The following is a 23,774-nucleotide window of genomic DNA, read 5'->3' on the forward strand; positions in this document are numbered from 1 at the left end:
CCCTTACTTAGCAGCTTTTTTACGAGGCGCTGGTGCTTGTGGTTTCAGTTCTTCTTGGCGACCACCAATTACTTCGCCTTTGAAGATCCAAACCTTTACACCGATCACACCGTAAGTGGTGTGAGCTTCGTAGTTGGCATAGTCGATGTCGGCACGCAGGGTGTGCAACGGCACACGACCTTCGCGATACCATTCAGTACGTGCGATTTCAGCACCGCCGAGACGACCGCTCACTTGGATTTTGATGCCTTTGGCACCAATGCGCATGGCGTTCTGTACAGCGCGCTTCATAGCGCGACGGAACATTACGCGACGCTCCAGCTGCTGAGCTACGCTCTGCGCAACCAGCATACCGTCGAGCTCCGGCTTGCGGATCTCTTCGATATTGATGTGCACAGGCACACCCATTTGCTTGGTCAGGTCCTGACGCAGTTTCTCAACATCTTCACCTTTCTTCCCGATAACGATACCTGGACGAGCGGTGTGGATGGTGATACGTGCAGTTTGCGCCGGACGATGGATATCGATACGGCTTACGGACGCGCTTTTTAGTTTGTCTTGGAGATACTCACGCACCTTCAGATCAGCGAACAAATAGTCCGCATAAGTCCGACCGTCTGCGTACCAGACGGAGGTGTGCTCCTTGACGATTCCCAGGCGAATGCCAATGGGATGTACTTTCTGACCCATCTCTTCGACTCCGTTACTTGTCAGCAACCTTGACAGTGATATGGCAAGACCGCTTGACGATGCGATCAGCACGGCCTTTGGCACGCGGCATGATACGCTTCAGCGAACGCCCTTCGTTGACGAAAACGGTGCTGACCTTCAGGTCATCAACGTCTGCGCCTTCGTTATGCTCGGCGTTGGCTACGGCCGACTCCAGCACTTTCTTCATGATCTCGGCGGCTTTCTTACTGCTGAAAGCCAACAGGTTGAGCGCTTCGCCCACCTTCTTCCCGCGGATCTGGTCGGCGACCAAGCGGGCTTTCTGGGCGGAGATTCGAGCGCCCGACAACTTAGCGGCTACTTCCATTTCCTTACCCCTTAACGCTTGGCTTTCTTGTCTGCCACGTGCCCACGATAAGTGCGGGTACCGGCAAACTCGCCTAGTTTGTGGCCGACCATGTCTTCGTTAACGAGAACTGGGACGTGCAGACGACCGTTGTGTACTGCGATGGTCAAGCCGACCATTTGTGGCAGGATCATCGAACGACGCGACCAGGTCTTAACTGGTTTGCGATCGTTCTTTTCCGCCGCCACTTCGATCTTCTTCAGTAGGTGAAGATCAATAAAAGGACCTTTTTTCAGAGAACGTGGCACTGTCGTATCCCTCTATTTACTTGCGACGACGGACGATCATTTTGTCGGTACGCTTATTACCACGAGTCTTCGCGCCCTTAGTCGGGAAGCCCCATGGCGATACCGGATGACGACCACCAGAGGTACGACCTTCACCACCACCGTGTGGGTGGTCAACCGGGTTCATGGCAACACCACGAACGGTTGGGCGAACGCCACGCCAGCGTTTGGCACCAGCTTTACCCAGCGAACGCAGGCTGTGCTCGGAGTTCGAGACTTCACCCAGGGTCGCGCGGCATTCAGCCAGCACTTTACGCATCTCACCAGAACGCAGACGCAGGGTCACGTAGACACCTTCACGAGCGATCAGCTGAGCCGAAGCACCAGCGGAACGAGCGATTTGCGCGCCTTTACCTGGCTTCAATTCGATGCCGTGTACGGTGCTACCAACTGGAATGTTGCGCAGTTGCAGAGCGTTGCCCGGCTTGATCGGTGCCAAGGCACCTGCGATCAGCTGGTCGCCAGCGCTCACGCCTTTAGGGGCGATGATGTAGCGACGCTCGCCATCTGCGTACAGCAGCAGAGCGATGTGAGCAGTACGGTTTGGATCGTATTCGATACGCTCGACAGTGGCAGCGATGCCATCTTTGTCGTTGCGACGGAAGTCGACCAGACGATAATGCTGCTTATGGCCACCACCGATGTGACGAGTGGTAATACGACCATTGTTGTTACGACCACCAGTCTTCGATTTCTTCTCGAGCAGCGGTGCGTGAGGAGCGCCTTTATGCAGCTCCTGGTTGACCACCTTGACCACAAAACGGCGGCCAGGGGAAGTCGGTTTGCATTTAACGATTGCCATGATGCACCCCTTCCTTACTCAGCACTGCTGCTGAAATCGAGATCTTGGCCTGGTTGAAGGGAGATAACTGCCTTCTTCCAGTCATTACGCTTGCCCAGACCGCGAGCAGTGCGCTTGCTCTTACCCAGAACATTCAGGGTAGTAACACGCTCTACTTTCACGCTGAACAGGCTTTCGACGGCCTTCTTGATTTCCAGCTTGGTTGCGTCAGTCGCAACCTTGAAAACGAACTGGCCTTTCTTGTCAGCCAGAACCGTAGCCTTTTCGGAAACGTGCGGGCCAAGCAGAACTTTAAATACGCGTTCCTGGTTCATCCCAGCAGCTCCTCGAATTTCTTCACGGCCGACACGGTGATCAACACCTTGTCGTATGCGATCAGACTAACTGGATCGGAACCTTGCACGTCACGTACATCAACGTGTGGCAGGTTGCGAGCAGCCAGGTACAGGTTCTGATCAACAGCTTCAGACACGATCAAGACGTCAGTCAGGCCCATGCCGTTCAGCTTGTTCAGCAGATCTTTGGTTTTCGGCGCTTCAACAGCGAAGTCCTGAACCACGACCAGACGATCAGTACGCACGAGTTCAGCAAGGATGGAGCGCAGTGCTGCGCGATACATCTTCTTGTTGAGCTTCTGAGTGTGATCCTGCGGACGAGCTGCGAAAGTGGTACCGCCGCCACGCCAGATTGGGCTACGGATAGTACCGGCACGAGCACGGCCAGTACCTTTCTGACGCCAAGGGCGCTTACCGCCACCACGAACGTCGGAACGGGTCTTTTGCTGCTTGCTACCTTGACGGCCGCCGGCCATGTAGGCCACGACTGCTTGGTGAACCAGCGTCTCGTTGAATTCGCCGCCAAATGTCAGTTCGGAAACTTCGATCGCTTGAGCGTCATTTACATTTAATTGCATGTCAGCTTCCCCTTAACCGCGAGCCTTGGCCGCTGGACGTACAACCAGGTTGCCGCCAGTAGCGCCAGGAACAGCACCCTTGACCAACAACAGATTGCGTTCAGCGTCGACGCGCACTACTTCGAGGGACTGCACGGTCACGCGCTCAGCGCCCATATGACCGGACATTTTTTTGCCCTTGAATACACGACCAGGAGTCTGGCACTGGCCAATAGAGCCCGGGACGCGGTGGGAAACGGAGTTACCGTGAGTGTTGTCTTGGCCACGGAAATTCCAACGCTTGATCGTACCCTGGAAGCCTTTACCCTTGGACTGACCGGTTACATCAACCAGTTGACCAGCGGCGAAGATTTCAGCGTTGATCAGATCGCCTGCCTGGTAGTCGCCTTCTTCAAGACGGAACTCCATAACAGTACGACCAGCTGCAACGTTTGCTTTAGCGAAGTGACCTGCTTGAGCAGCAGTCACGCGCGAAGCACGACGCTCGCCGACAGTGACTTGCACTGCACGATAGCCATCGGTTTCTTCAGTTTTGAACTGGGTGACGCGATTCGGCTCGATCTCAATGACCGTGACCGGAATGGAGACACCTTCTTCGGTGAAAATACGGGTCATACCGCATTTACGACCGACTACACCAATAGTCATGTTGTAAACCTCATGAGTGTACGGGGCTTTCACCCGCTATGGCCGCCCATTTCAGAGCGTTACACGACTAAGACCCAAGTCTTAGCCGAGGCTGATCTGTACTTCCACACCGGCCGCCAGATCAAGCTTCATAAGTGCATCAACGGTTTTATCCGTTGGCTGGACGATGTCCAGTACGCGCTTATGAGTACGGATCTCGTACTGGTCACGCGCGTCTTTGTTGACGTGCGGGGAGACCAGAACGGTGAACCGCTCTTTACGGGTAGGCAGTGGAATTGGACCACGCACTTGTGCACCAGTACGTTTCGCGGTTTCCACGATTTCCTGGGTGGATTGGTCGATCAGGCGATGGTCAAAAGCCTTCAACCTGATACGGATTTGCTGATTTTGCATTGGATTTCAGACTCCGGCTGCTATTCCCACCGGGCGCAATACGCCCGTTAAAAGGAGGCGCAATTCTATAGACGCCCCCAGTAGGTGTCAACCCAATAAAAAAGCCCCCGCTGAGCGGGGGCTTTCTCAAAGCATCGGAGCTAAGTCAAAAAGAGCTTACTCGATGATTTTAGCTACAACGCCAGCACCAACGGTACGGCCGCCTTCACGAATAGCGAAGCGCAGACCGTCTTCCATTGCGATGGTTTTGATCAGGGTGACAACCATTTTGATGTTGTCGCCTGGCATTACCATTTCAACGCCTTCCGGCAGTTCGCAGTTACCAGTCACGTCAGTAGTACGGAAGTAGAACTGTGGACGGTAGCCTTTGAAGAACGGAGTGTGACGACCGCCTTCTTCTTTGCTCAGCACGTACACTTCAGCTTCGAACTTGGTGTGCGGCTTAACCGAACCTGGCTTAACCAGAACCTGGCCACGCTCAACGTCGTCACGCTTGGTACCACGCAGCAGAACGCCGCAGTTCTCGCCCGCACGACCTTCGTCGAGCAGTTTACGGAACATTTCAACACCGGTGCAGGTGGTGACGGTAGTGTCACGCAGACCAACGATTTCCAGTGGATCTTGAACCTTAACGATACCGCGCTCGATACGACCGGTAACAACAGTACCACGACCAGAGATCGAGAATACGTCTTCGATCGGCATCAGGAATGGCTTGTCGATAACGCGAACTGGATCTGGGATGTAGCTGTCCAGAGTCTCAACCAGTTTCTTAACGGACGTGGTGCCCATTTCGTTGTCGTCTTTGCCTTCCAGAGCCATACGAGCAGAACCGATGATGATCGGAGTGTCGTCGCCTGGGAAGTCGTAAGTGCTCAGCAGATCGCGCACTTCCATCTCAACCAGTTCCAGCAGCTCAGCGTCGTCTACCAGGTCAGCCTTGTTCAGGTAAACCACGATGTACGGAACGCCAACCTGACGGGACAGCAGGATGTGCTCACGGGTTTGTGGCATCGGACCATCAGCGGCCGAGCAAACCAGGATAGCGCCGTCCATCTGGGCAGCACCGGTGATCATGTTCTTCACATAGTCAGCGTGACCTGGGCAGTCAACGTGAGCGTAGTGACGGATCGAAGAGTTGTACTCAACGTGCGCGGTGTTGATGGTGATACCACGAGCTTTTTCTTCTGGTGCGCTGTCGATTTTATCGAAATCAACGATTGCGGAACCGAATACTTCGGAGCAAACGCGAGTCAGAGCAGCAGTCAGAGTGGTTTTACCGTGGTCAACGTGACCGATGGTGCCAACGTTGACGTGCGGTAGGGAACGATCAAATTTTTCTTTAGCCACGACAATTAACTCCTTGCCTAAAGGACTGAATCAGCCTTGTTTTTTGGATACAGTTTCAGCGATGTGCGCCGGAGCTGTGTTGTATTTTTTGAATTCCATAGAGTAGCTTGCGCGCCCCTGGGACATGGAGCGAACGTCGGTCGCATAACCGAACATCTCACCCAACGGAACCTCGGCGCGAATCACTTTGCCGGAAACCGTGTCTTCCATACCCAAGATCATGCCGCGACGACGGTTAAGGTCGCCCATGACATCACCCATATAGTCTTCAGGTGTAACAACTTCTACCGCCATGATTGGCTCAAGCAACTCACCACCGCCCTTCTGGGCCAGTTGCTTGGTTGCCATGGAAGCAGCCACCTTAAACGCCATCTCGTTGGAGTCGACGTCGTGGTAAGAACCGTCAAAAACGGTTGCTTTCAGGCCGATCAGCGGATAGCCGGCAACAACACCGTTCTTCATCTGCTCTTCGATACCCTTCTGGATAGCCGGGATGTATTCCTTAGGAACAACACCACCGACTACTTCGTTCACGAATTGCAGACCTTCTTGACCTTCGTCAGCAGGAGCAAAACGGATCCAGCAGTGACCGAACTGACCACGACCGCCGGATTGACGAACGAACTTGCCTTCGATTTCACAGTTCTTCGTGATGCGCTCACGATAGGAAACCTGAGGCTTACCGATGTTGGCTTCGACGTTGAACTCACGGCGCATCCGGTCAACCAGGATGTCCAGGTGCAACTCGCCCATGCCGGAGATGATCGTTTGACCAGTCTCTTCATCAGTCTTGACGCGGAAAGATGGATCTTCCTGAGCAAGCTTGCCCAGAGCGATACCCATTTTTTCCTGGTCATCCTTGGTCTTAGGCTCTACGGCAACCGAAATAACCGGCTCCGGGAAGTCCATGCGAACCAGGATGATTGGCTTAGCAGCGTCGCACAAAGTCTCACCAGTGGTGACGTCCTTCATGCCGATCAAGGCCGCGATGTCACCAGCGCGCACTTCCTTGATCTCTTCACGGGCGTTTGCGTGCATTTGCACCATACGACCCACGCGCTCTTTCTTACCTTTAACCGAGTTGATCACGCCGTCGCCGGAGGCCAACACGCCCGAGTAAACGCGGACGAAGGTCAAGGTACCCACGAATGGGTCGGTAGCGATCTTGAACGCCAGGGCCGAGAAAGGCTCGCTGTCGTCTGCATGACGCTCCATCTCTTCTTCCTCGTTATCAGGGTTAGTACCCTTGATAGCAGGAATGTCGGTTGGAGCCGGCAGGTAGTCGATCACAGCATCGAGAACCAGGGGAACACCCTTGTTCTTGAACGAGGAACCGCAAACAGCCAAGACGATCTCGCCAGCAATAGTACGCTGACGCAGAGCAGCCTTGATTTCCACGTTGGTGAGTTCTTCACCTTCGAGGTACTTGTTCATCAGCTCTTCGCTGGCTTCGGCCGCAGCCTCCACCATGTTGTTGCGCCACTCGTCAGCCAGTTCCTGCAGTTCTGCAGGGATAGGCTTGCGAACAGGGACCATACCTTTGTCAGCGTCGTTCCAGTAGACAGCTTCCATGGCGATCAGATCGATCTGACCCTGGAAGTTATCTTCGGAACCGATAGCCAATTGGATAGGCACCGGAGTGTGACCCAGGCGCTGCTTGATCTGACCGATCACGCGCAGGAAGTTGGCACCAGCACGGTCCATCTTGTTTACATAAACAAGACGTGGAACGCCGTACTTGTTGGCTTGACGCCATACGGTTTCCGACTGAGGCTCAACACCCGAGGTACCGCAAAACACAACGACAGCGCCGTCGAGTACGCGCAGGGAACGCTCAACTTCAATAGTGAAGTCTACGTGGCCTGGGGTATCGATAACGTTGAAGCGGTGCTCGTCCTTGTACTGCTTCTCGGAACCTTTCCAGAAGGCGGTAATAGCAGCAGAAGTAATGGTAATACCACGCTCCTGCTCCTGAACCATCCAGTCTGTGGTCGCGGCGCCGTCATGCACCTCGCCCATCTTGTGACTTTTGCCAGTGTAAAAAAGGACGCGCTCGGTGGTGGTGGTTTTACCAGCATCCACGTGAGCAACGATACCAATGTTACGGTAGCGATTAATCGGTGTAGTACGAGCCATAAAGCCCTCGCAAAATTAGTGACGCTGGATTTAGAAGCGGTAGTGCGAGAAAGCTTTGTTAGCTTCAGCCATACGGTGCACGTCTTCACGCTTCTTAACTGCAGCGCCTTTGCCTTCAGCAGCGTCCAACAGTTCGCCAGCCAAACGCAGAGCCATAGACTTCTCGCCGCGCTTACGGGCGAAGTCTACCAACCAGCGCATTGCCAGAGCATTACGACGGGACGGACGAACTTCAACCGGAACCTGGTAAGTAGCACCGCCTACACGGCGCGACTTCACTTCGACCAGCGGAGCGATGGCGTCGAGAGCTTTCTCGAAGATTTCCAGGGGGTCGCTGTTCTTGCGTTCTTTAACCTTTTCCAGCGCGCCATAAACGATACGTTCGGCAACGGCTTTCTTGCCGCTTTCCATCACGTGGTTCATGAACTTGGCCAGGATCTGGCTTCCGTATTTTGGATCGTCAAGCACTTCGCGCTTGGCTGCTACGCGTCTTCTTGGCATGGATAAGCCCTCAAACGGTCTTCAGGTTCGCTCGGAATTGGTGCCCTTCAGGGGCGCCTCCGACCTTACTCTTATCGACTCAGAAAATAAGATGATTCAGTTTTGCAAAAAGCCGCTACTACTTAGGCTTCTTGGTACCGTACTTCGAACGACCCTGGTTACGACCTTTAACGCCGGAAGTATCCAAGGAGCCGCGTACGGTGTGGTAACGAACACCTGGCAAGTCTTTTACACGACCGCCGCGGATCAGTACCACGCTGTGCTCTTGCAGGTTGTGGCCTTCACCACCGATGTACGAGGAAACCTCGAAACCGTTGGTCAGACGCACACGGCATACTTTACGCAGTGCCGAGTTAGGTTTTTTCGGCGTAGTGGTATACACGCGAGTGCATACGCCACGACGTTGCGGGCAGTTCTGCAGCGCAGGCACGTCGGATTTCTCGACGATACGCTTACGCGGCTGACGTACCAGCTGGTTGATAGTTGCCATCTACTAGCTCCACTGTTGTCTTGCGACGCTATTGTCTTACAAGAAAAGCAAAATGGCAGGAACGAATTCCCGCCAAATTTAGGGGTACAAGAGTCTAAAGAGGATCTTGCCCCCAGTCAAGGCAAGGCCCCGACGTCCCCTCTCATCGAACCGGGGCAATACTGCCTCGATCCGACGAATGGGGGCTGCCAGGGCCCGGACTTATTTATCGCTGAACTCAGTTACCGCTTGAGTTCAGTGCTTCGGTCAGTGCAGCTTCCACTTCACTGGCGCTTACGCGCAGCGGCTTGTCAGCTTCACGGCGGCGCTTACGCTCGCTGTGGTAAGCCAAACCGGTACCGGCCGGGATCAGTCGACCCACAACCACGTTTTCTTTCAGGCCACGCAGGTAATCGCGCTTGCCGGTTACCGCTGCTTCGGTCAATACGCGAGTGGTCTCCTGGAAGGAGGCCGCCGAGATGAACGACTCAGTGGACAACGACGCCTTGGTGATACCCAGCAGCACGCGAGTGAACTTGGAAACAAACTTGTCTTCCGCGCTCAAGCGCTCGTTCTCTACCAGCACGTGAGTCAGTTCCATCTGGTCGCCCTTGATGAAACTGGAATCGCCGGATTCAGCGATTTCAACTTTACGCAGCATCTGACGCAGGATGGTCTCGATGTGCTTATCGTTGATCTTCACGCCTTGCAGGCGGTAAACGTCCTGGATCTCGTTAACGATGTACTTGGCCAGCGCACTTACACCCAGCAGACGCAGGATGTCGTGTGGATCGCTTGGACCGTCAGAGATAACTTCGCCGCGGTTTACCTGTTCGCCTTCGAAGACGTTCAGGTGACGCCACTTCGGAATCAGCTCTTCATACGGATCGCTACCGTCGTTCGGGGTAATGACCAGACGACGCTTGCCCTTGGTCTCTTTACCGAACGCGATGGTGCCGCTGACTTCAGCCAGAATCGACGCTTCTTTCGGACGACGAGCTTCGAACAAGTCGGCAACACGCGGCAGACCACCGGTGATGTCACGGGTCTTCGAAGTTTCTTGCGGGATACGCGCGATAACATCACCGATCGCGATCTTCGCACCATCCGCTACACCGACCAGGGCGTTGGCTGGCAGGAAGTACTGAGCGATTACGTCAGTGCCTGGCAGCAACAGATCCTTACCGTTGTCATCAACCATCTTCACGGCAGGACGGATGTCTTTACCGGCAGCTGGACGATCTTTCGCGTCGAGTACTTCAATGTTGGTCATACCGGTCAATTCGTCAGTCTGACGCTTGATCGTGATGCCTTCTTCCATGCCCACGTAGGTCACGGTACCTTTCATTTCGGTAACGATTGGGTGAGTGTGCGGATCCCACTTGGCCACGATTGCGCCAGCGTCGACCTTGTCACCCTCTTTAACCGAAATCACAGCACCGTACGGCAGCTTGTAGCGCTCGCGCTCACGACCGTAGTCATCAGCGATTGCCAGCTCACCGGAACGGGACACGGCAACCAGGTGACCATCCACTCGCTCAACGTGCTTCAGGTTGTGCAGACGGACGGTACCGCCATTCTTCACCTGAACGCTATCGGCTGCGGAGGTCCGGCTTGCCGCACCACCGATGTGGAACGTACGCATGGTCAGCTGGGTACCCGGCTCACCGATGGACTGGGCAGCGATAACGCCGACCGCTTCACCGATGTTCACCTGATGACCACGAGCCAAGTCACGGCCGTAGCACTTGGCGCAAATGCCATAGCGGGTTTCGCAGCTGATCGGAGAGCGAACGATCACTTCGTCGATGCTGTTGAGCTCGATGAACTCGACCCACTTCTCATCTACCAGGGTGCCAGCAGGAACGATAATTTCCTCGGTACCTGGCTTGAATACGTCACGGGCGATGACTCGACCCAGTACGCGCTCACCCAACGGCTCAACAACGTCACCGCCTTCGATGTGCGGAGTCATCAGCAGACCGTGTTCGGTGCCGCAGTCGACTTCAGTCACAACCAAGTCTTGCGCCACGTCTACCAGACGACGAGTCAGGTAACCGGAGTTAGCGGTTTTCAACGCGGTATCCGCCAGACCTTTACGAGCACCGTGAGTCGAGATGAAGTACTGAAGTACGCTCAAACCTTCACGGAAGTTCGCGGTAATCGGCGTCTCAATGATGGAACCGTCCGGCTTGGCCATCAGGCCACGCATACCGGCGAGCTGACGGATCTGCGCAGCAGAACCCCGCGCACCCGAGTCGGCCATCATGTACATCGAGTTGAACGACTCTTGGTCGACTTCCACACCATGACGGTCAATAACCTTCTCTTTCGAGAGGTTAGCCATCATTGCCTTCGACACTTCGTCGTTGGCTTTGGACCAAAGGTCGATCACTTTGTTGTACTTCTCGCCCTGGGTTACCAGGCCGGAGGCGTATTGGCTTTCGATCTCTTTCACTTCATCGGTAGCAGCGCCGATGATCTGAGCTTTTTCATCCGGGATAACGAAGTCGTTAACACCGATGGAAACGCCGGAAATAGTCGAGTAAGCAAAACCGGTGTACATCAACTGGTCAGCGAAGATCACGGTCTCTTTCAAACCAACCACGCGGTAGCACTGGTTGATCAGCTTGGAGATCGCCTTTTTCTTCATCGGCAGGTTGACGACGTCGTACGACAGACCTTTTGGCACAACTTGATACAACAGCGCACGACCGACAGTGGTGTCGACGATACGGGTGTTGGTCACGCTGCCGCCGTCACGGTCGTTGACGGTTTCGTTGATCCGCACCTTGACCTTGGCGTGCAGTGCGGCTTCGCCGGCACGGAACACACGGTCAACTTCCTGCAGGTCAGCGAACACACGACCTTCGCCCTTGGCGTTGATCGCTTCACGCGTCATGTAGTACAGACCCAATACAACGTCCTGCGACGGAACGATGATTGGCTCACCGTTGGCTGGCGACAGGATGTTGTTGGTCGACATCATCAACGCACGCGCTTCCAACTGGGCTTCCAGTGTCAGCGGTACGTGCACGGCCATTTGGTCACCGTCGAAGTCGGCGTTGTACGCAGCACAGACCAGAGGGTGCAGCTGGATAGCCTTACCTTCGATCAGTACCGGTTCAAACGCCTGGATACCCAGACGGTGAAGGGTCGGTGCACGGTTGAGGAGAACCGGGTGTTCGCGAATCACTTCAGCAAGAACGTCCCAGACCTCTGGCAGTTCGCGCTCGACCATTTTCTTGGCCGCTTTGATGGTGGTCGCGAGACCGCGCATTTCCAGCTTGCCGAAAATGAACGGCTTGAACAGCTCGAGAGCCATCTTCTTAGGCAGACCGCACTGGTGCAGACGCAGGGTCGGGCCTACGGTAATTACCGAACGACCGGAGTAGTCAACACGCTTACCGAGCAAGTTCTGACGGAAACGACCTTGCTTACCCTTGATCATGTCAGCCAAGGATTTCAGAGGACGCTTGTTGGAACCGGTGATAGCGCGGCCACGACGACCGTTGTCCAGCAGGGCATCGACCGCTTCCTGCAACATACGCTTTTCGTTGCGCACAATGATGTCCGGAGCGGACAGATCAAGCAGGCGCTTCAAGCGGTTGTTACGGTTGATCACTCGGCGATACAGATCGTTGAGGTCGGACGTCGCGAAACGACCACCATCCAACGGCACCAGCGGACGCAGGTCTGGCGGCAGAACCGGCAGAACGGTCAGCACCATCCACTCTGGCAAGTTGCCGGAACCTTGGAAGGCCTCCATCAACTTCAGACGCTTGGACAGCTTCTTGATCTTGGTTTCGGAGTTGGTTTGCGGAATTTCTTCACGCAGGCGACCAATCTCGTGCTCCAAGTCGATAGCGTGCAGCAATTCACGGACCGCTTCGGCACCCATGCGGGCATCGAAATCGTCACCGAACTCTTCCAGCGCTTCGAAGTACTGCTCGTCGTTCAGCAGTTGGCCTTTTTCAAGAGTGGTCATGCCTGGATCGATAACGACATAGCTCTCGAAGTAGAGAACGCGTTCGATATCACGCAGGGTCATGTCCATCAGCAAGCCGATACGGGACGGGAGCGATTTCAGGAACCAGATGTGGGCAACCGGCGAAGCCAGCTCGATGTGCGCCATGCGCTCACGACGAACCTTGGCCAATGCAACTTCAACGCCGCACTTCTCGCAGATCACACCACGGTGCTTCAAGCGCTTGTACTTACCGCACAGGCACTCGTAATCCTTTACCGGGCCAAAGATCTTGGCGCAGAACAGGCCGTCACGCTCAGGTTTGAACGTACGGTAGTTGATGGTTTCCGGCTTTTTAACTTCACCGAACGACCACGAACGGATCATCTCAGGCGATGCCAACCCAATACGGATGGCGTCGAACTCTTCGACTTGACCCTGGTTTTTCAGCAAATTCAGTAGGTCTTTCAAGGCCTTTCCTCCTGGCGGAGCAGAGAGCGGGCTAAACAACCCCGCTCTCGATTCGCGTCACGTGTTATTCGGTTTCCAGATCGATATCGATGCCGAGGGAACGAATTTCTTTGATCAACACGTTGAAGGACTCGGGCATGCCCGGCTCCATACGGTGATCGCCGTCCACGATGTTTTTGTACATCTTGGTCCGACCGTTCACATCGTCCGACTTCACTGTGAGCATTTCTTGCAGAGTGTAAGCAGCACCGTATGCCTCCAGTGCCCAGACCTCCATCTCCCCGAAACGCTGACCACCGAACTGAGCCTTACCACCCAGCGGCTGCTGGGTAACCAGGCTGTACGAACCGGTAGAACGAGCGTGCATCTTGTCGTCTACCAAGTGGTTCAGCTTCAGCATGTACATGTAGCCAACAGTAACCGGGCGTTCAAACTTGTTGCCGGTACGGCCGTCGAACAGCTGCATCTGGCCGCTTTCTGGCAGGTCTGCCAGTTTGAGCATGGCCTTGATTTCGCTTTCCTTGGCACCATCGAACACCGGGGTAGCCATTGGAACGCCGCCGCGCAGGTTTTTCGCCAGATCCAGGATTTCCTGGTCGGAGAAAGTGTCCAGCTCTTCTTTGCGACCGCCGATCTCGTTGTAGATCTCGTGCAGGAACTTACGCAGGTCAGCAACCTTGCGCTGCTCTTCGATCATACGGTTGATCTTCTCACCCAGGCCTTTAGCCGCGAGGCCCAGGTGGGTTTCGAGGATCTGACCAACGTTCATACGCGATGGTACGCCCAACGGGTTGAGGACGACGTCGACCGGGGTGCCATTGGCATCGTGCGGCATGTCTTCAACCGGCATGATCACGGAGACCACACCCTTGTTACCGTGACGACCGGCCATCTTGTCGCCCGGCTGGATGCGACGACGGATTGCCAGGTAAACCTTGACGATTTTCAGCACACCTGGAGCCAGGTCATCGCCCTGCTGCAGTTTGCGCTTCTTGTCTTCGAACTTGTCGTCCAGCAGACGGCGGCGATCAACGATATAGGCCTGGGCCTTCTCGAGCTGCTCGTTCAGAGCATCTTCAGCCATGCGCAGTTTGAACCACTGGCCGTGCTCAAGACCGTCGAGCACTTCGTCGGTGATGTCCTGACCTTTCTTAAGACCCGCACCGCCTTCAGCCTTGTGACCTACCAGGGCGGAACGCAGACGCTCGAAGGTTGCGCCTTCAACGATACGAAACTCTTCGTTCAGGTCCTTGCGGATCTCGTCGAGCTGGGTCTTCTCGATGGACAGTGCACGAGCATCACGCTCAACGCCGTCACGGGTGAAGACCTGTACGTCGATGACAGTACCCTTGGTACCGGTCGGTACGCGCAGGGAAGTGTCTTTAACGTCGCTGGCTTTTTCACCGAAGATGGCACGCAACAGCTTCTCTTCCGGAGTCAGTTGGGTCTCGCCTTTCGGAGTGACCTTACCAACCAGGATGTCGCCCGCGCCAACTTCAGCACCTACATAAACGATACCGGCTTCGTCCAGTTTGTTCAGTGCAGCTTCACCCACGTTCGGGATGTCTGCAGTGATTTCCTCTGGCCCAAGCTTGGTATCACGCGCCACACAGGTCAGTTCCTGGATGTGGATCGTGGTGAAGCGGTCTTCTTGAACAACACGCTCGGACAGGCAGATGGAGTCTTCGAAGTTGAAGCCGTTCCATGCCATGAACGCAATGCGCATGTTCTGGCCCAGCGCCAGTTCACCCATGTCGGTGGACGGGCCGTCGGCCATGATGTCGCTACGCTGAACGCGATCACCCTTACGCACCAGCGGACGCTGGTTGATGCAGGTGTTCTGGTTCGAGCGGGTGTATTTGGTCAGGTTGTAGATGTCGACACCGGCTTCGCCAGTTTCAACTTCGTCATCAGCAACACGAACCACGATACGGCTGGCATCAACGGAGTCGATCACGCCGCCACGACGAGCCACGACGCAAACGCCGGAGTCACGAGCTACGTTACGCTCCATGCCGGTACCCACCAGCGGCTTGTCGGCACGCAGTGTAGGTACAGCTTGACGCTGCATGTTAGAACCCATCAACGCACGGTTGGCGTCATCGTGCTCCAGGAACGGGATCAGCGACGCAGCAACCGAGACTACCTGCTTCGGCGATACGTCCATCAAGGTGACGTCTTCCGGCGCCTTGACGGTGAACTCGTTCAAGTGACGAACAGCTACCAACTCGTCAATCAGTACTTTCTTGTCGTTCATCGTGGCCGAAGCCTGAGCGATCACGTGATCAGCTTCTTCGATGGCGGACAGGAATACGATCTCGTCGGTGACCAGGGCGTCTTTCACCACGCGGTACGGGCTTTCAAGGAAACCGTACTGGTTGGTGCGCGCATAGGCTGCCAGGGAGTTGATCAGACCGATGTTCGGACCTTCCGGCGTTTCGATCGGGCATACACGACCATAGTGAGTCGGGTGTACGTCACGAACTTCAAAACCTGCACGCTCACGGGTCAGACCGCCCGGGCCCAGTGCGGAAACACGGCGCTTGTGGGTGATCTCGGAGAGCGGGTTGTTCTGGTCCATGAACTGCGAGAGCTGGCTGGAACCGAAGAACTCTTTCACCGCCGCAGCCACTGGCTTGGCGTTGATCAGGTCTTGCGGCATCAGGCCTTCGCTTTCAGCCATCGACAGACGCTCTTTGACCGCACGCTCAACACGCACCAGGCCAACGCGGAACTGGTTCTCGGCCATTTCGCCTACGCAGCGAACACGACGGTTACCCAGGTGGTCGATGTCATCAACGATGCCCTTACCGTTGCGGATGTCGACCAGAGTCTTCAGGACCGCAACGATGTCTTCCTTGCACAGCACGCCCGAACCTTCGATTTCGGTGCGACCGATACGACGGTTGAACTTCATCCGGCCGACCGCAGACAGGTCATAGCGCTCAGGGCTGAAGAACAGGTTGTTGAACAGGGTTTCGGCAGCGTCTTTGGTTGGTGGCTCGCCAGGACGCATCATGCGATAGATCTCGACCAGCGCTTCCAATTGGTTGCTGGTGGAGTCGATCTTCAGGGTGTCGGAAACGAACGGACCGCAGTCGATATCGTTGGTGTACAAAGTCTCGATGCGAACGACCTGGGCCTTGGCGATTTTTGCCAGGATTTCGGTGTTCAGCTCAGTGTTGCACTCAGCCAGGATCTCGCCTGTGGCTGGGTGAACGATGACCTTGGCGGTCGTGCGACCCAGGACGTAGTCCAAAGGCACGTCCAGCGACTTGATACCGGCTTTTTCGATCTGGTTGATGTGGCGCGCAGTAATACGACGGCCAGCCTCAACAATGACCTTGCCCTTTTCATCCTGGATGTCCAGAACAGCAATTTCACCACGCAGACGCGAAGCAATCAGCTCCAGGCTGAGGGTTTCATCCTTCAGGCTGAATACGTTGGTGGTGTAGAAAGCGTCCAGCACTTGCTCAGTGGTGTAGCCAAGCGCGCGCAGCAATACCGAGGCTGGCAGCTTGCGACGACGGTCGATACGCACGAACACGCAGTCTTTCGGGTCGAACTCGAAGTCCAACCACGAACCGCGGTACGGAATGATCCGCGCGGAGTACAGGAGTTTGCCGGAGCTGTGCGTCTTGCCGCGGTCGTGGTCGAAGAACACGCCCGGAGAACGGTGCAGCTGGGAAACGATAACACGCTCGGTACCGTTGATAACGAAGGTACCGTTTTCAGTCATCAATGGGATTTCGCCCATGTAGACTTCTTGCTCTTTGATGTCCTTGATCGCTTTGTTCGACGATTCTTTGTCGAAAATGATCAGACGGACTTTTACCCGCAAAGGTACGGCGTACGTAACACCGCGCAACACGCATTCTTTGACATCAAATGCCGGTTCGCCCAGGCGATAACCCACGTACTCCAGCGCAGCATTGCCGGAGTAGCTGATGATCGGGAAAACGGATTTGAAGGCCGCATGCAGGCCCACGTCGCGGAACTGATCTTTGGTCGCTCCCGCCTGCAAGAATTCACGATACGAATCCAGCTGGATAGCCAGAAGGTACGGGACATCCATGACGTCCGGCAACTTGCTAAAGTCCTTGCGGATACGTTTTTTCTCAGTATATGAGTAAGCCATCAGCGTTCCCCAGCTTGGTCACCTGCTTGTTTGGCCCCTCCCGACGGGAGCAGCCAGAAAATCTTGCAAACCCCATGGTTTGCACCACCGCTTCGGGTGGCTACAGCGCGTTAATGGCGGCGACCGAGTCGACAGCCAAGAACGGAAAAAGGCCGGTGGCAAGAGCCACCAGCCATCAGCCTTCAGCTTAACGCTTGGGCTGGAGACGCAAGGTCGATGCTTACTTCAGCTCGACTTTAGCGCCTGCTTCTTCCAGTGCTGCTTTGGCTTTGTCAGCTGCGTCTTTAGCAACAGCTTCCAGAACCATTGCAGGAGCGCCGTCAACTACAGCCTTGGCTTCTTTCAGGCCCAGACCGGTCAGTTCACGAACTGCCTTGATCACGTTTACTTTCTTCTCGCCAGCTTCCAGCAGCATGACGTTGAATTCGGTTTGCTCTTCAGCAGCGACAGCAGCAACAGCTGGACCAGCGGAAGCAGCAGCTGCGGAAACGCCGAATTTTTCTTCGAAAGCTTTGATCAGCTCAACAACCTGCAGAACCGACATTTCAGCTACGGCGTTGAGGATATCTTCTTGGGAGATAGACATTACTGTATTTCCTGAATTGGGGGACGGCCTACGCGGCCATCGAAATAAACAAAAATACGCGAGAGAAAATGCTCAGCCTTAGGCTGCGGCAGCTTCTTTTTGCTCGCGAACTGCAGCCAGAGTACGAGCCAGCTTGCTGGTGGCGCCTTGAATCACGCTCATCAACTGCGAAATAGCTTCGTTGCGGGTCGGCAGTGTTGCCAGTACGTCGATTTGGTTAGCTGCGAGGAACTTGCCCTCGAACGCAGCTGCCTTGATCTCGAACTTTTCCTGACTCTTGGCGAACTCTTTGAACAAACGGGCAGCAGCGCCTGGATGCTCTTTGGAGAACGCAATCAGAGTCGGGCCGGTGAACACGTCATTGAGAACACTGTATTCAGTGTCAGCAACTGCGCGCTTGAGCAGGGTGTTACGTACAACACGTACGTATACGCCAGCTTCACGAGCCTCTTTACGGAGTCCGGTCATAGCGCCTACTGTCACACCACGGGCATCAGCCACGACAGCGGACAGAGCAGCTTTGGCAGCCTCGTTGACTTCAGCGACGATGGCCTTCTTGTCTTCGAGATTAATTGCCACGGGTTTAACTCCTGCTTGTTACCGTTTCATCTGGCCGGAGCCGGATGTCGTTTTGGTGTCTGATTCGGTAAGGAACCGGGAGCACCATCTGCGTAGGCTTGAGGTTTAAGACTTGCGTCGCCTACGGTCTTGGATAGCCCCCGCCAGGCAGGGACCCCAATTTTTCAATTGGCACGATCTCTCGTGCCAATTTATGTCTTATACGTCCAGCGAGCCTTGGTCGATGACCAGACCTGGGCCCATAGTTGTGCTCAGGGTAACGCGCTTGACGTAGATACCTTTCGAAGAAGCTGGCTTGATACGCTTCAGATCAGCGATCAGGGCTTCAACGTTTTCCTTCAGCTTGACGGCATCAAAACCGACTTTGCCAACGGAGGTGTGAATGATGCCGTTTTTGTCGGTGCGATAACGAACCTGACCAGCCTTGGCGTTTTTAACCGCGGTAGCTACGTCTGGCGTTACAGTGCCGACTTTAGGGTTAGGCATCAGACCACGTGGACCGAGGATCTGACCCAGCTGACCTACAACGCGCATTGCATCCGGGGAGGCAATAACGACGTCATAGTTCAAGTCGCCGCCTTTCATTTCGGCGGCCAGGTCATCCATGCCAACGCGATCGGCACCAGCGGCCAGAGCAGCTTCAGCTGCCGGACCTTGGGTGAAGACAGCTACACGTACAGTCTTGCCAGTACCGTGTGGCAGCACAGTTGCGCTACGAACGACCTGGTCGGATTTACGTGGGTCAACACCCAGGTTCACAGCAACGTCAACAGACTCGCTGAACTTTACAGTCGACAGCTCGGTCAGCAGGGCAGCAGCGTCTACAAAGTTGTAGGCCTTGCCTGCTTCGATTTTGCCGGCGATAGCCTTTTGGCGCTTGGTCAGCTTAGCCATTACACACCCTCCACGTTAAGGCCCATGCTACGAGCAGAACCGGCGATGGTACGCACGGCTGCATCCATATCAGCTGCTGTCAGATCCGCGTTTTTGGTTTTCGCGATTTCTTCCAGCTGAGCACGAGTCACGGTGCCAACCTTAACGGTGTTCGGACGAGCGGAACCGCTAGTCAGACCAGCAGCTTTCTTCAACAGAACCGAAGCCGGGGTCGACTTGGTTTCGAAGGTGAAGCTACGGTCGCTGTATACAGTGATGATCACTGGAGTCGGCAGACCTGGCTCAAGACCCTGAGTACGGGCGTTGAAGGCCTTGCAGAATTCCATGATGTTCACGCCGTGCTGACCCAGAGCAGGACCGACGGGTGGGCTAGGGTTGGCCTGAGCGGCCTTCACTTGCAGCTTGATGTAAGCGGTAATCTTCTTGGCCATGAGGCACTCCAATTACGGGTTCGAACGCCTCGAAAGGCTCCCCGGTTACTTGCGCGTTTATCCCAGTGACGACAAAACCCCACAGCCTAGGCTGCGGGGTTGGGATGATTGCTCAGTTAGACCTTTTCGACCTGACTGAACTCCAACTCTACCGGAGTAGAGCGTCCGAAAATGAGCACCGCCACTTGGATCCGGCTCTTTTCGTAGTTAACTTCTTCGACAGTACCGTTGAAATCAGCAAACGGACCATCGGTGACACGAACAACCTCGCCCGGCTCGAACAATGTCTTCGGCTTGGGCTTGTCGCTACCGTCAGCAACACGACGCAGAATCGCTTCTGCCTCTTTGTCGGTGATCGGAGCAGGCTTATCAGCAGTACCACCAATAAAGCCCATGACACGAGGGGTATCCTTGACCAAGTGCCAAGTACCTTCATTCATGTCCATCTGAACCAGCACGTAGCCAGGGAAGAACTTGCGCTCACTCTTGCGCTTCTGGCCATTCCGCATTTCAACCACTTCTTCAGTGGGAACCAGAATTTCGCCGAAGCCATCTTCCATGCCTGCCAGCTTTACGCGCTCCAGCAAAGAGCGCATAACATGCTTCTCGTAACCCGAGTAAGCATGCACAACGTACCAACGCTTAGCCACGGGACACCCTTAGCCAACAATCAAGGAAACAAGCCAGCCGAGCAGGGAATCAAGCCCCCACAACAGCAACGCCATAACCAGAACAACAGCCACAACAATCAACGTGGTCTGCGTGGTTTCTTGGCGAGTCGGCCAAACGACTTTACGAATTTCGGTGCGAGCTTCCTTTACCAAGACCGCGAAAGACTTGCCTTTGGCAGTCTGCAGGCCTACAAAGGCAGCTACAGCAGCAAGGGCGAGCAAAGCGAGTACGCGGTACAGGATCGGCGAAGCAGAATAGTACTGATTGCCAACAACGCCTACGACCACCAATGCGACTACAGCAAGCCACTTGACCAGATCGAAACGAGAGCTTTGAGCTTCAGCCTTAGGAGTCATCTATGAAGATCCTGTGAAAAGAAAGCCAGACACACCACGTGAATCTGGCAGGTCAGGAGGGAATCGAACCCCCAACCTACGGTTTTGGAGACCGTCGCTCTGCCAATTGAGCTACTGACCTAAAACAAAATCAGGCCGACCATTATGCAGGCCTGAAAAAGACTTTACAACAACCAACCCCAAGAGACTTGAAATGACCAAGAAAACCAAACCAGGTCAGGCCAGACGCCATCAAGCCGAGGCAGCCATTAAAACAAAGGCAGATATTTTCATATCTGCCTTGTTATATGGAGCTCTTGAGCGGATTTGAACCGCTGACCTCACCCTTACCAAGGGTGTGCTCTACCAACTGAGCTACAAGAGCGAAACACCTTGCACAACCTGCAAACTTGGAGCGGGTAGCGGGAATCGAACCCGCATCATCAGCTTGGAAGGCTGAGGTTCTACCACTAAACTATACCCGCGGAGCTTGCAGCTCACGCTAAAAATGGTGGAGGGGGAAGGATTCGAACCTTCGAAGTCGTAGACGTCAGATTTACAGTCTGATCCCTTTGGCCGCTCGGGAACCCCTCCTAAGCGAGCCGGCATTTTACATTACGCCGACCTTCTGTCAAGCATTTTCTCAGTAAAAATATGAGGTTAGCTGCGTTGACGTTCGCTTCACCCTGTTGACCTAAAAGGTCTTCACTGCGAAGCGGGCGCCATTCTATGCAAACTATTCGCTAGTTGCAATGCCTTCGCACAGCATTATTTTATGTTTTAACTCATTGAATTCCTTAGCAAGGTTTTCAAACGGCAGATCGTCAGCCAGGCGACGACTCTCAGGGGCCACCCGAAGCCAATAGCCTGAGGCGTCAGAAGCGCTCAACAATTGAACCTTGACCTTTATATCCAGACTCGTCAGACGCTGCTCGAGAGTCTGAGCCTGATGCAGATCAGAAAAACCGCCTATGTATAAACAGGTATTTTGTGCATCCGGCGTCTTTGCCCGGTCACGCCGGACCATCGCATCAGCGGACTCACTCAGTAGTCGAATATCTTGCTGCGAGCCTCGGTAGAGACTCAAAGGCGTGACATCCTTTGCGCGCAAAGGAGCCTCCTGCTGATGCCAGACGTAATAGAAAGCATTGAGTACGAGCAATAGCAAAAACAGCCAACGCATAAACACCTCAGGATAAAGGACATGCCATTGCAAGGCCGACAAACACCAGGTCCGGAACGAGTCGAGCCTGCGGCACGGCATCCCAGACCAGGTCGGCATCCCCCCCAGTGAGAAACACAGTGAAATCATCACCCCAATAAGCTCGAGCCAACTCCAACTGCGTCAGCACAAACCCTCTGATCATCAACGTACAGCCACGCTCAACCGCCTCTACGGTCGTGCGCCCTGGAGAGAGCCGCTCAAGCGCCCTCTCAGCTGCGGCATCGTCGTAACGTATCTTGCGGGTATGGGTACGCAACTGGTTGCGCATGAGCGGCATGCCCGGGCAAATGAAACCACCTAGATGCTCACCATCCGCAGCGATAAAATCTGCGGTAGCCGCAGTACCAAAGTCCAGAACCAGGCAAGGGCCAGCTGCTAATTTGAATCCCCCCAGCATAGCCAACCAACGATCAAGCCCGAGACGCTCGAAATCTTCGTAACCATTACGCACTCCAGCCATCTCTCGCGAAGAAACAGCGCAGCATACGGTAACGCCGAATGCCTCCTCCAGCGCCGCTATCAGCTTATTGGTTTCCTCTGGGGCCCGTACACTCACCATTCGACAGCGTGTCAGCAACAACCCTGGAAGCGCTTCCAGCGTCTCAATCAACGCGACATCCGAACCAACAACCCCCTCTGCAGAGGCACCCACCTTATTCACATCAAGTACGCGCCACTTGATAAAGCTATTCCCACAGTCGAGTTCAAGAATCATCACGCAACCTCAGGCTTAGCTCACCACCGCTATAGATTTTCTCAGCGCCATCAACACTCAAACGCAACGCACCCTGGTGGTCGACGCCTAATACCACGCCTTCGATTCGATTGACACCGGCGATCAGCGACACAGCTCTTCCTTGCCACGCATGATTCTGCTCCCACTCCTCCTGGAGCCCAGCAAAACCAAGAGTCATATGTTTATGCAAATAGCCTTGCAGCCTCAGACTCAGTTGAGCCACCAGATAATTACGATTAATCGGAATACCCGTTTCGAGCTGCACCGAAGTCCATTGCTGATCGACATCAACGGCCTTCTGCATATTCACATTGATGCCTATCCCCACGACGACGTGACAGATATCAGCAGGATCCCCCACCAACTCGAGCAAGATGCCGGCAATTTTTTTCTGTCCAACCAAGACGTCATTCGGCCACTTCAAGGCTGCGCCCTGTACGCCAGCGTCACGCAAAGCCTGCATGACCGCCAACCCTACAACGAGACTCAGCCCCTCCAACTGCCGCAGACCACCTTCAATACGCAACACAACACTGTAATAAATATTTTGCGCAAACGGACTAACCCACTTACGACCTCGCCTTCCCCTACCTGCTGCTTGCTGCTCCGCAAGCACTATAAAAGGTGCCGCGCAGTTCGCCTCAACAAGGCGCAAGGCCTCAGCATTCGTAGAGTCAATGGAATCGAAAATATGGACAGGCCAAGGCAAAGAGGCCGCATGCAGAACGATATCTTCAGCATTCAAAAATACCAAAGGCGAAGCCAACTGATACCCACGACCGCGGACTTTATGAATAGGTAGATTTAACTCGGCCTCGAGATGCTGGAGCTGCTTCCACACAGCGCTGCGGCTGATACCAAGGGCAGCACCTAGCGCCTCTCCAGAATGGAATCGACCATCTTTCAGTAGTTTCAACAACGTCAGCATGCAAGTATCGCCTCACAATGAGGCACGCATGATAGCCATGCGTAAGGTCATTGCATAGAAAGGCCGGACACAGGACTGAACTGAAGGGAGCAGCGATAAACCATTCAACGCTTTTCGACCGCCCAAAACAAAACCCCATCTGCTTTCGCAAATGGGGTTTCGGAATTTAATCTTGACGATGACCTACTCTCACATGGGGAAACCCCACACTACCATCGGCGATGCATCGTTTCACTAC

General features: G+C 54.7%; 23 protein-coding genes and 4 tRNA genes. All 27 read right to left on the bottom strand.

Features of this window, described 5'->3' with window-relative positions:
• Positions 1-3 precede the first annotated feature (3 nt).
• The gene (gene rpsC / locus AC1Q6I_RS17190; protein WP_003176422.1) at positions 4-690 is read right to left on the bottom strand and encodes a 30S ribosomal protein S3; all 687 of its coding nucleotides are present in this window, start codon (positions 688-690) and stop codon (positions 4-6) included.
• A gap of 13 nt (positions 691-703) precedes the next feature.
• Positions 704-1,036: a 50S ribosomal protein L22 gene (rplV, locus tag AC1Q6I_RS17195; protein WP_003103908.1), complete on the bottom strand. Its 333-nt coding sequence runs from the start codon at positions 1,034-1,036 to the stop codon at positions 704-706.
• An 11-nt stretch (positions 1,037-1,047) separates the two neighbouring features.
• Positions 1,048-1,323 (bottom strand): 30S ribosomal protein S19, encoded by a 276-nt coding sequence (rpsS, locus tag AC1Q6I_RS17200; protein WP_003232420.1) that lies wholly within the window; start codon positions 1,321-1,323, stop codon positions 1,048-1,050.
• A 16-nt stretch (positions 1,324-1,339) separates the two neighbouring features.
• Positions 1,340-2,164 (bottom strand): 50S ribosomal protein L2, encoded by an 825-nt coding sequence (rplB, locus tag AC1Q6I_RS17205; protein WP_003210080.1) that lies wholly within the window; start codon positions 2,162-2,164, stop codon positions 1,340-1,342.
• Between the two features lie 14 nt (positions 2,165-2,178).
• Entirely contained in the window at positions 2,179-2,478 is a 300-nt protein-coding gene (gene rplW / locus AC1Q6I_RS17210; protein WP_002555488.1) for a 50S ribosomal protein L23, read from the bottom strand.
• Entirely contained in the window at positions 2,475-3,077 is a 603-nt protein-coding gene (gene rplD / locus AC1Q6I_RS17215; RefSeq protein ID WP_003210082.1) for a 50S ribosomal protein L4, read from the bottom strand. The genes rplW and rplD overlap by 4 nt, the downstream gene beginning before the upstream one ends.
• A 12-nt stretch (positions 3,078-3,089) precedes the next feature.
• Positions 3,090-3,725: a 50S ribosomal protein L3 gene (rplC, locus tag AC1Q6I_RS17220; protein WP_007253310.1), complete on the bottom strand. Its 636-nt coding sequence runs from the start codon at positions 3,723-3,725 to the stop codon at positions 3,090-3,092.
• Between the two features lie 81 nt (positions 3,726-3,806).
• Positions 3,807-4,118: a 30S ribosomal protein S10 gene (gene rpsJ, locus AC1Q6I_RS17225; protein WP_003186070.1), complete on the bottom strand. Its 312-nt coding sequence runs from the start codon at positions 4,116-4,118 to the stop codon at positions 3,807-3,809.
• 156 nt (positions 4,119-4,274) lie between these two features.
• Positions 4,275-5,468 (bottom strand): elongation factor Tu, encoded by a 1,194-nt coding sequence (gene tuf / locus AC1Q6I_RS17230; protein WP_010566854.1) that lies wholly within the window; start codon positions 5,466-5,468, stop codon positions 4,275-4,277.
• A gap of 30 nt (positions 5,469-5,498) precedes the next feature.
• On the bottom strand, positions 5,499-7,604 hold the full coding sequence (gene fusA / locus AC1Q6I_RS17235) for an elongation factor G (protein ID WP_024077678.1): 2,106 nt from the start codon (positions 7,602-7,604) through the stop codon (positions 5,499-5,501).
• 30 nt (positions 7,605-7,634) lie between these two features.
• Positions 7,635-8,105 (bottom strand): 30S ribosomal protein S7, encoded by a 471-nt coding sequence (rpsG, locus tag AC1Q6I_RS17240; protein WP_002555493.1) that lies wholly within the window; start codon positions 8,103-8,105, stop codon positions 7,635-7,637.
• Between the two features lie 118 nt (positions 8,106-8,223).
• Complete coding sequence (gene rpsL / locus AC1Q6I_RS17245) at positions 8,224-8,595, bottom strand: 30S ribosomal protein S12 (protein ID WP_002555494.1); 372 nt, start codon at positions 8,593-8,595, stop codon at positions 8,224-8,226.
• Positions 8,596-8,812: 217 nt separating this feature from the next.
• Positions 8,813-13,012, bottom strand: coding sequence for a DNA-directed RNA polymerase subunit beta' (rpoC, locus tag AC1Q6I_RS17250; protein WP_024077679.1), 4,200 nt, complete (start codon positions 13,010-13,012; stop codon positions 8,813-8,815).
• A gap of 64 nt (positions 13,013-13,076) precedes the next feature.
• Positions 13,077-17,150, bottom strand: coding sequence for a DNA-directed RNA polymerase subunit beta (rpoB, locus tag AC1Q6I_RS17255; protein ID WP_024077680.1), 4,074 nt, complete (start codon positions 17,148-17,150; stop codon positions 13,077-13,079).
• A 220-nt stretch (positions 17,151-17,370) separates the two neighbouring features.
• Entirely contained in the window at positions 17,371-17,736 is a 366-nt protein-coding gene (rplL, locus tag AC1Q6I_RS17260) for a 50S ribosomal protein L7/L12 (RefSeq protein ID WP_024077681.1), read from the bottom strand.
• Positions 17,737-17,814: 78 nt separating this feature from the next.
• Positions 17,815-18,315 (bottom strand): 50S ribosomal protein L10, encoded by a 501-nt coding sequence (rplJ, locus tag AC1Q6I_RS17265; protein ID WP_024077682.1) that lies wholly within the window; start codon positions 18,313-18,315, stop codon positions 17,815-17,817.
• 198 nt (positions 18,316-18,513) lie between these two features.
• Entirely contained in the window at positions 18,514-19,209 is a 696-nt protein-coding gene (gene rplA, locus AC1Q6I_RS17270; protein WP_003232403.1) for a 50S ribosomal protein L1, read from the bottom strand.
• Positions 19,209-19,640 carry a 50S ribosomal protein L11 gene (gene rplK / locus AC1Q6I_RS17275; RefSeq protein ID WP_003176435.1) on the bottom strand — a complete coding sequence of 144 codons (432 nt, stop codon included), beginning with the start codon at positions 19,638-19,640 and terminating at the stop codon, positions 19,209-19,211. The genes rplA and rplK overlap by 1 nt, the downstream gene beginning before the upstream one ends.
• 116 nt (positions 19,641-19,756) lie before the next feature.
• The gene (gene nusG, locus AC1Q6I_RS17280; RefSeq protein WP_003176436.1) at positions 19,757-20,290 is read right to left on the bottom strand and encodes a transcription termination/antitermination protein NusG; all 534 of its coding nucleotides are present in this window, start codon (positions 20,288-20,290) and stop codon (positions 19,757-19,759) included.
• A gap of 9 nt (positions 20,291-20,299) precedes the next feature.
• Complete coding sequence (gene secE / locus AC1Q6I_RS17285) at positions 20,300-20,668, bottom strand: preprotein translocase subunit SecE (RefSeq protein ID WP_003194658.1); 369 nt, start codon at positions 20,666-20,668, stop codon at positions 20,300-20,302.
• A gap of 45 nt (positions 20,669-20,713) precedes the next feature.
• Positions 20,714-20,789 (bottom strand) — tRNA-Trp (locus tag AC1Q6I_RS17290).
• Positions 20,790-20,956: 167 nt separating this feature from the next.
• Positions 20,957-21,032: transfer RNA gene (locus AC1Q6I_RS17295), tRNA-Thr, on the bottom strand.
• 26 nt (positions 21,033-21,058) lie between these two features.
• Positions 21,059-21,132: transfer RNA gene (locus AC1Q6I_RS17300), tRNA-Gly, on the bottom strand.
• Between the two features lie 24 nt (positions 21,133-21,156).
• A tRNA-Tyr gene (locus AC1Q6I_RS17305) sits at positions 21,157-21,241 on the bottom strand.
• 142 nt (positions 21,242-21,383) lie between these two features.
• Entirely contained in the window at positions 21,384-21,830 is a 447-nt protein-coding gene (locus AC1Q6I_RS17310; RefSeq protein WP_024077683.1) for a hypothetical protein, read from the bottom strand.
• 7 nt (positions 21,831-21,837) lie between these two features.
• Positions 21,838-22,587 (bottom strand): pantothenate kinase, encoded by a 750-nt coding sequence (locus AC1Q6I_RS17315; protein ID WP_024077684.1) that lies wholly within the window; start codon positions 22,585-22,587, stop codon positions 21,838-21,840.
• On the bottom strand, positions 22,577-23,536 hold the full coding sequence (birA, locus tag AC1Q6I_RS17320) for a bifunctional biotin--[acetyl-CoA-carboxylase] ligase/biotin operon repressor BirA (protein WP_102624518.1): 960 nt from the start codon (positions 23,534-23,536) through the stop codon (positions 22,577-22,579). Before birA ends, AC1Q6I_RS17315 begins: the two co-directional genes overlap by 11 nt.
• Between the last annotated feature and the right edge of the window lie 238 nt (positions 23,537-23,774).

This window comes from Pseudomonas sp. MPR-R2A5, assembly GCF_058793055.1.

Bases quoted from the DNA above. Each gene is read 5' to 3' on its own strand.
- rpsC (WP_003176422.1), bottom strand. From the start codon at position 690: ATGGGTCAGAAAGTACATCCCATTGGCATTCGCCTGGGAATCGTCAAG.
- rplV (WP_003103908.1), bottom strand. From the start codon at position 1,036: ATGGAAGTAGCCGCTAAGTTGTCGGGCGCTCGAATCTCCGCCCAGAAA.
- rplB (WP_003210080.1), bottom strand. From the start codon at position 2,164: ATGGCAATCGTTAAATGCAAACCGACTTCCCCTGGCCGCCGTTTTGTG.
- rplW (WP_002555488.1), bottom strand. From the start codon at position 2,478: ATGAACCAGGAACGCGTATTTAAAGTTCTGCTTGGCCCGCACGTTTCC.
- rplD (WP_003210082.1), bottom strand. From the start codon at position 3,077: ATGCAATTAAATGTAAATGACGCTCAAGCGATCGAAGTTTCCGAACTG.
- rplC (WP_007253310.1), bottom strand. From the start codon at position 3,725: ATGACTATTGGTGTAGTCGGTCGTAAATGCGGTATGACCCGTATTTTC.
- rpsJ (WP_003186070.1), bottom strand. From the start codon at position 4,118: ATGCAAAATCAGCAAATCCGTATCAGGTTGAAGGCTTTTGACCATCGC.
- fusA (WP_024077678.1), bottom strand. From the start codon at position 7,604: ATGGCTCGTACTACACCGATTAATCGCTACCGTAACATTGGTATCGTT.
- rpsG (WP_002555493.1), bottom strand. From the start codon at position 8,105: ATGCCAAGAAGACGCGTAGCAGCCAAGCGCGAAGTGCTTGACGATCCA.
- rpsL (WP_002555494.1), bottom strand. From the start codon at position 8,595: ATGGCAACTATCAACCAGCTGGTACGTCAGCCGCGTAAGCGTATCGTC.
- rpoB (WP_024077680.1), bottom strand. From the start codon at position 17,150: ATGGCTTACTCATATACTGAGAAAAAACGTATCCGCAAGGACTTTAGC.
- rplL (WP_024077681.1), bottom strand. From the start codon at position 17,736: ATGTCTATCTCCCAAGAAGATATCCTCAACGCCGTAGCTGAAATGTCG.
- rplA (WP_003232403.1), bottom strand. From the start codon at position 19,209: ATGGCTAAGCTGACCAAGCGCCAAAAGGCTATCGCCGGCAAAATCGAA.
- rplK (WP_003176435.1), bottom strand. From the start codon at position 19,640: ATGGCCAAGAAGATTACCGCTTACATCAAGCTGCAAGTGAAGGCCGCT.
- secE (WP_003194658.1), bottom strand. From the start codon at position 20,668: ATGACTCCTAAGGCTGAAGCTCAAAGCTCTCGTTTCGATCTGGTCAAG.
- AC1Q6I_RS17310 (WP_024077683.1), bottom strand. From the start codon at position 21,830: ATGCGTTGGCTGTTTTTGCTATTGCTCGTACTCAATGCTTTCTATTAC.
- AC1Q6I_RS17315 (WP_024077684.1), bottom strand. From the start codon at position 22,587: ATGATTCTTGAACTCGACTGTGGGAATAGCTTTATCAAGTGGCGCGTA.
- birA (WP_102624518.1), bottom strand. From the start codon at position 23,536: ATGCTGACGTTGTTGAAACTACTGAAAGATGGTCGATTCCATTCTGGA.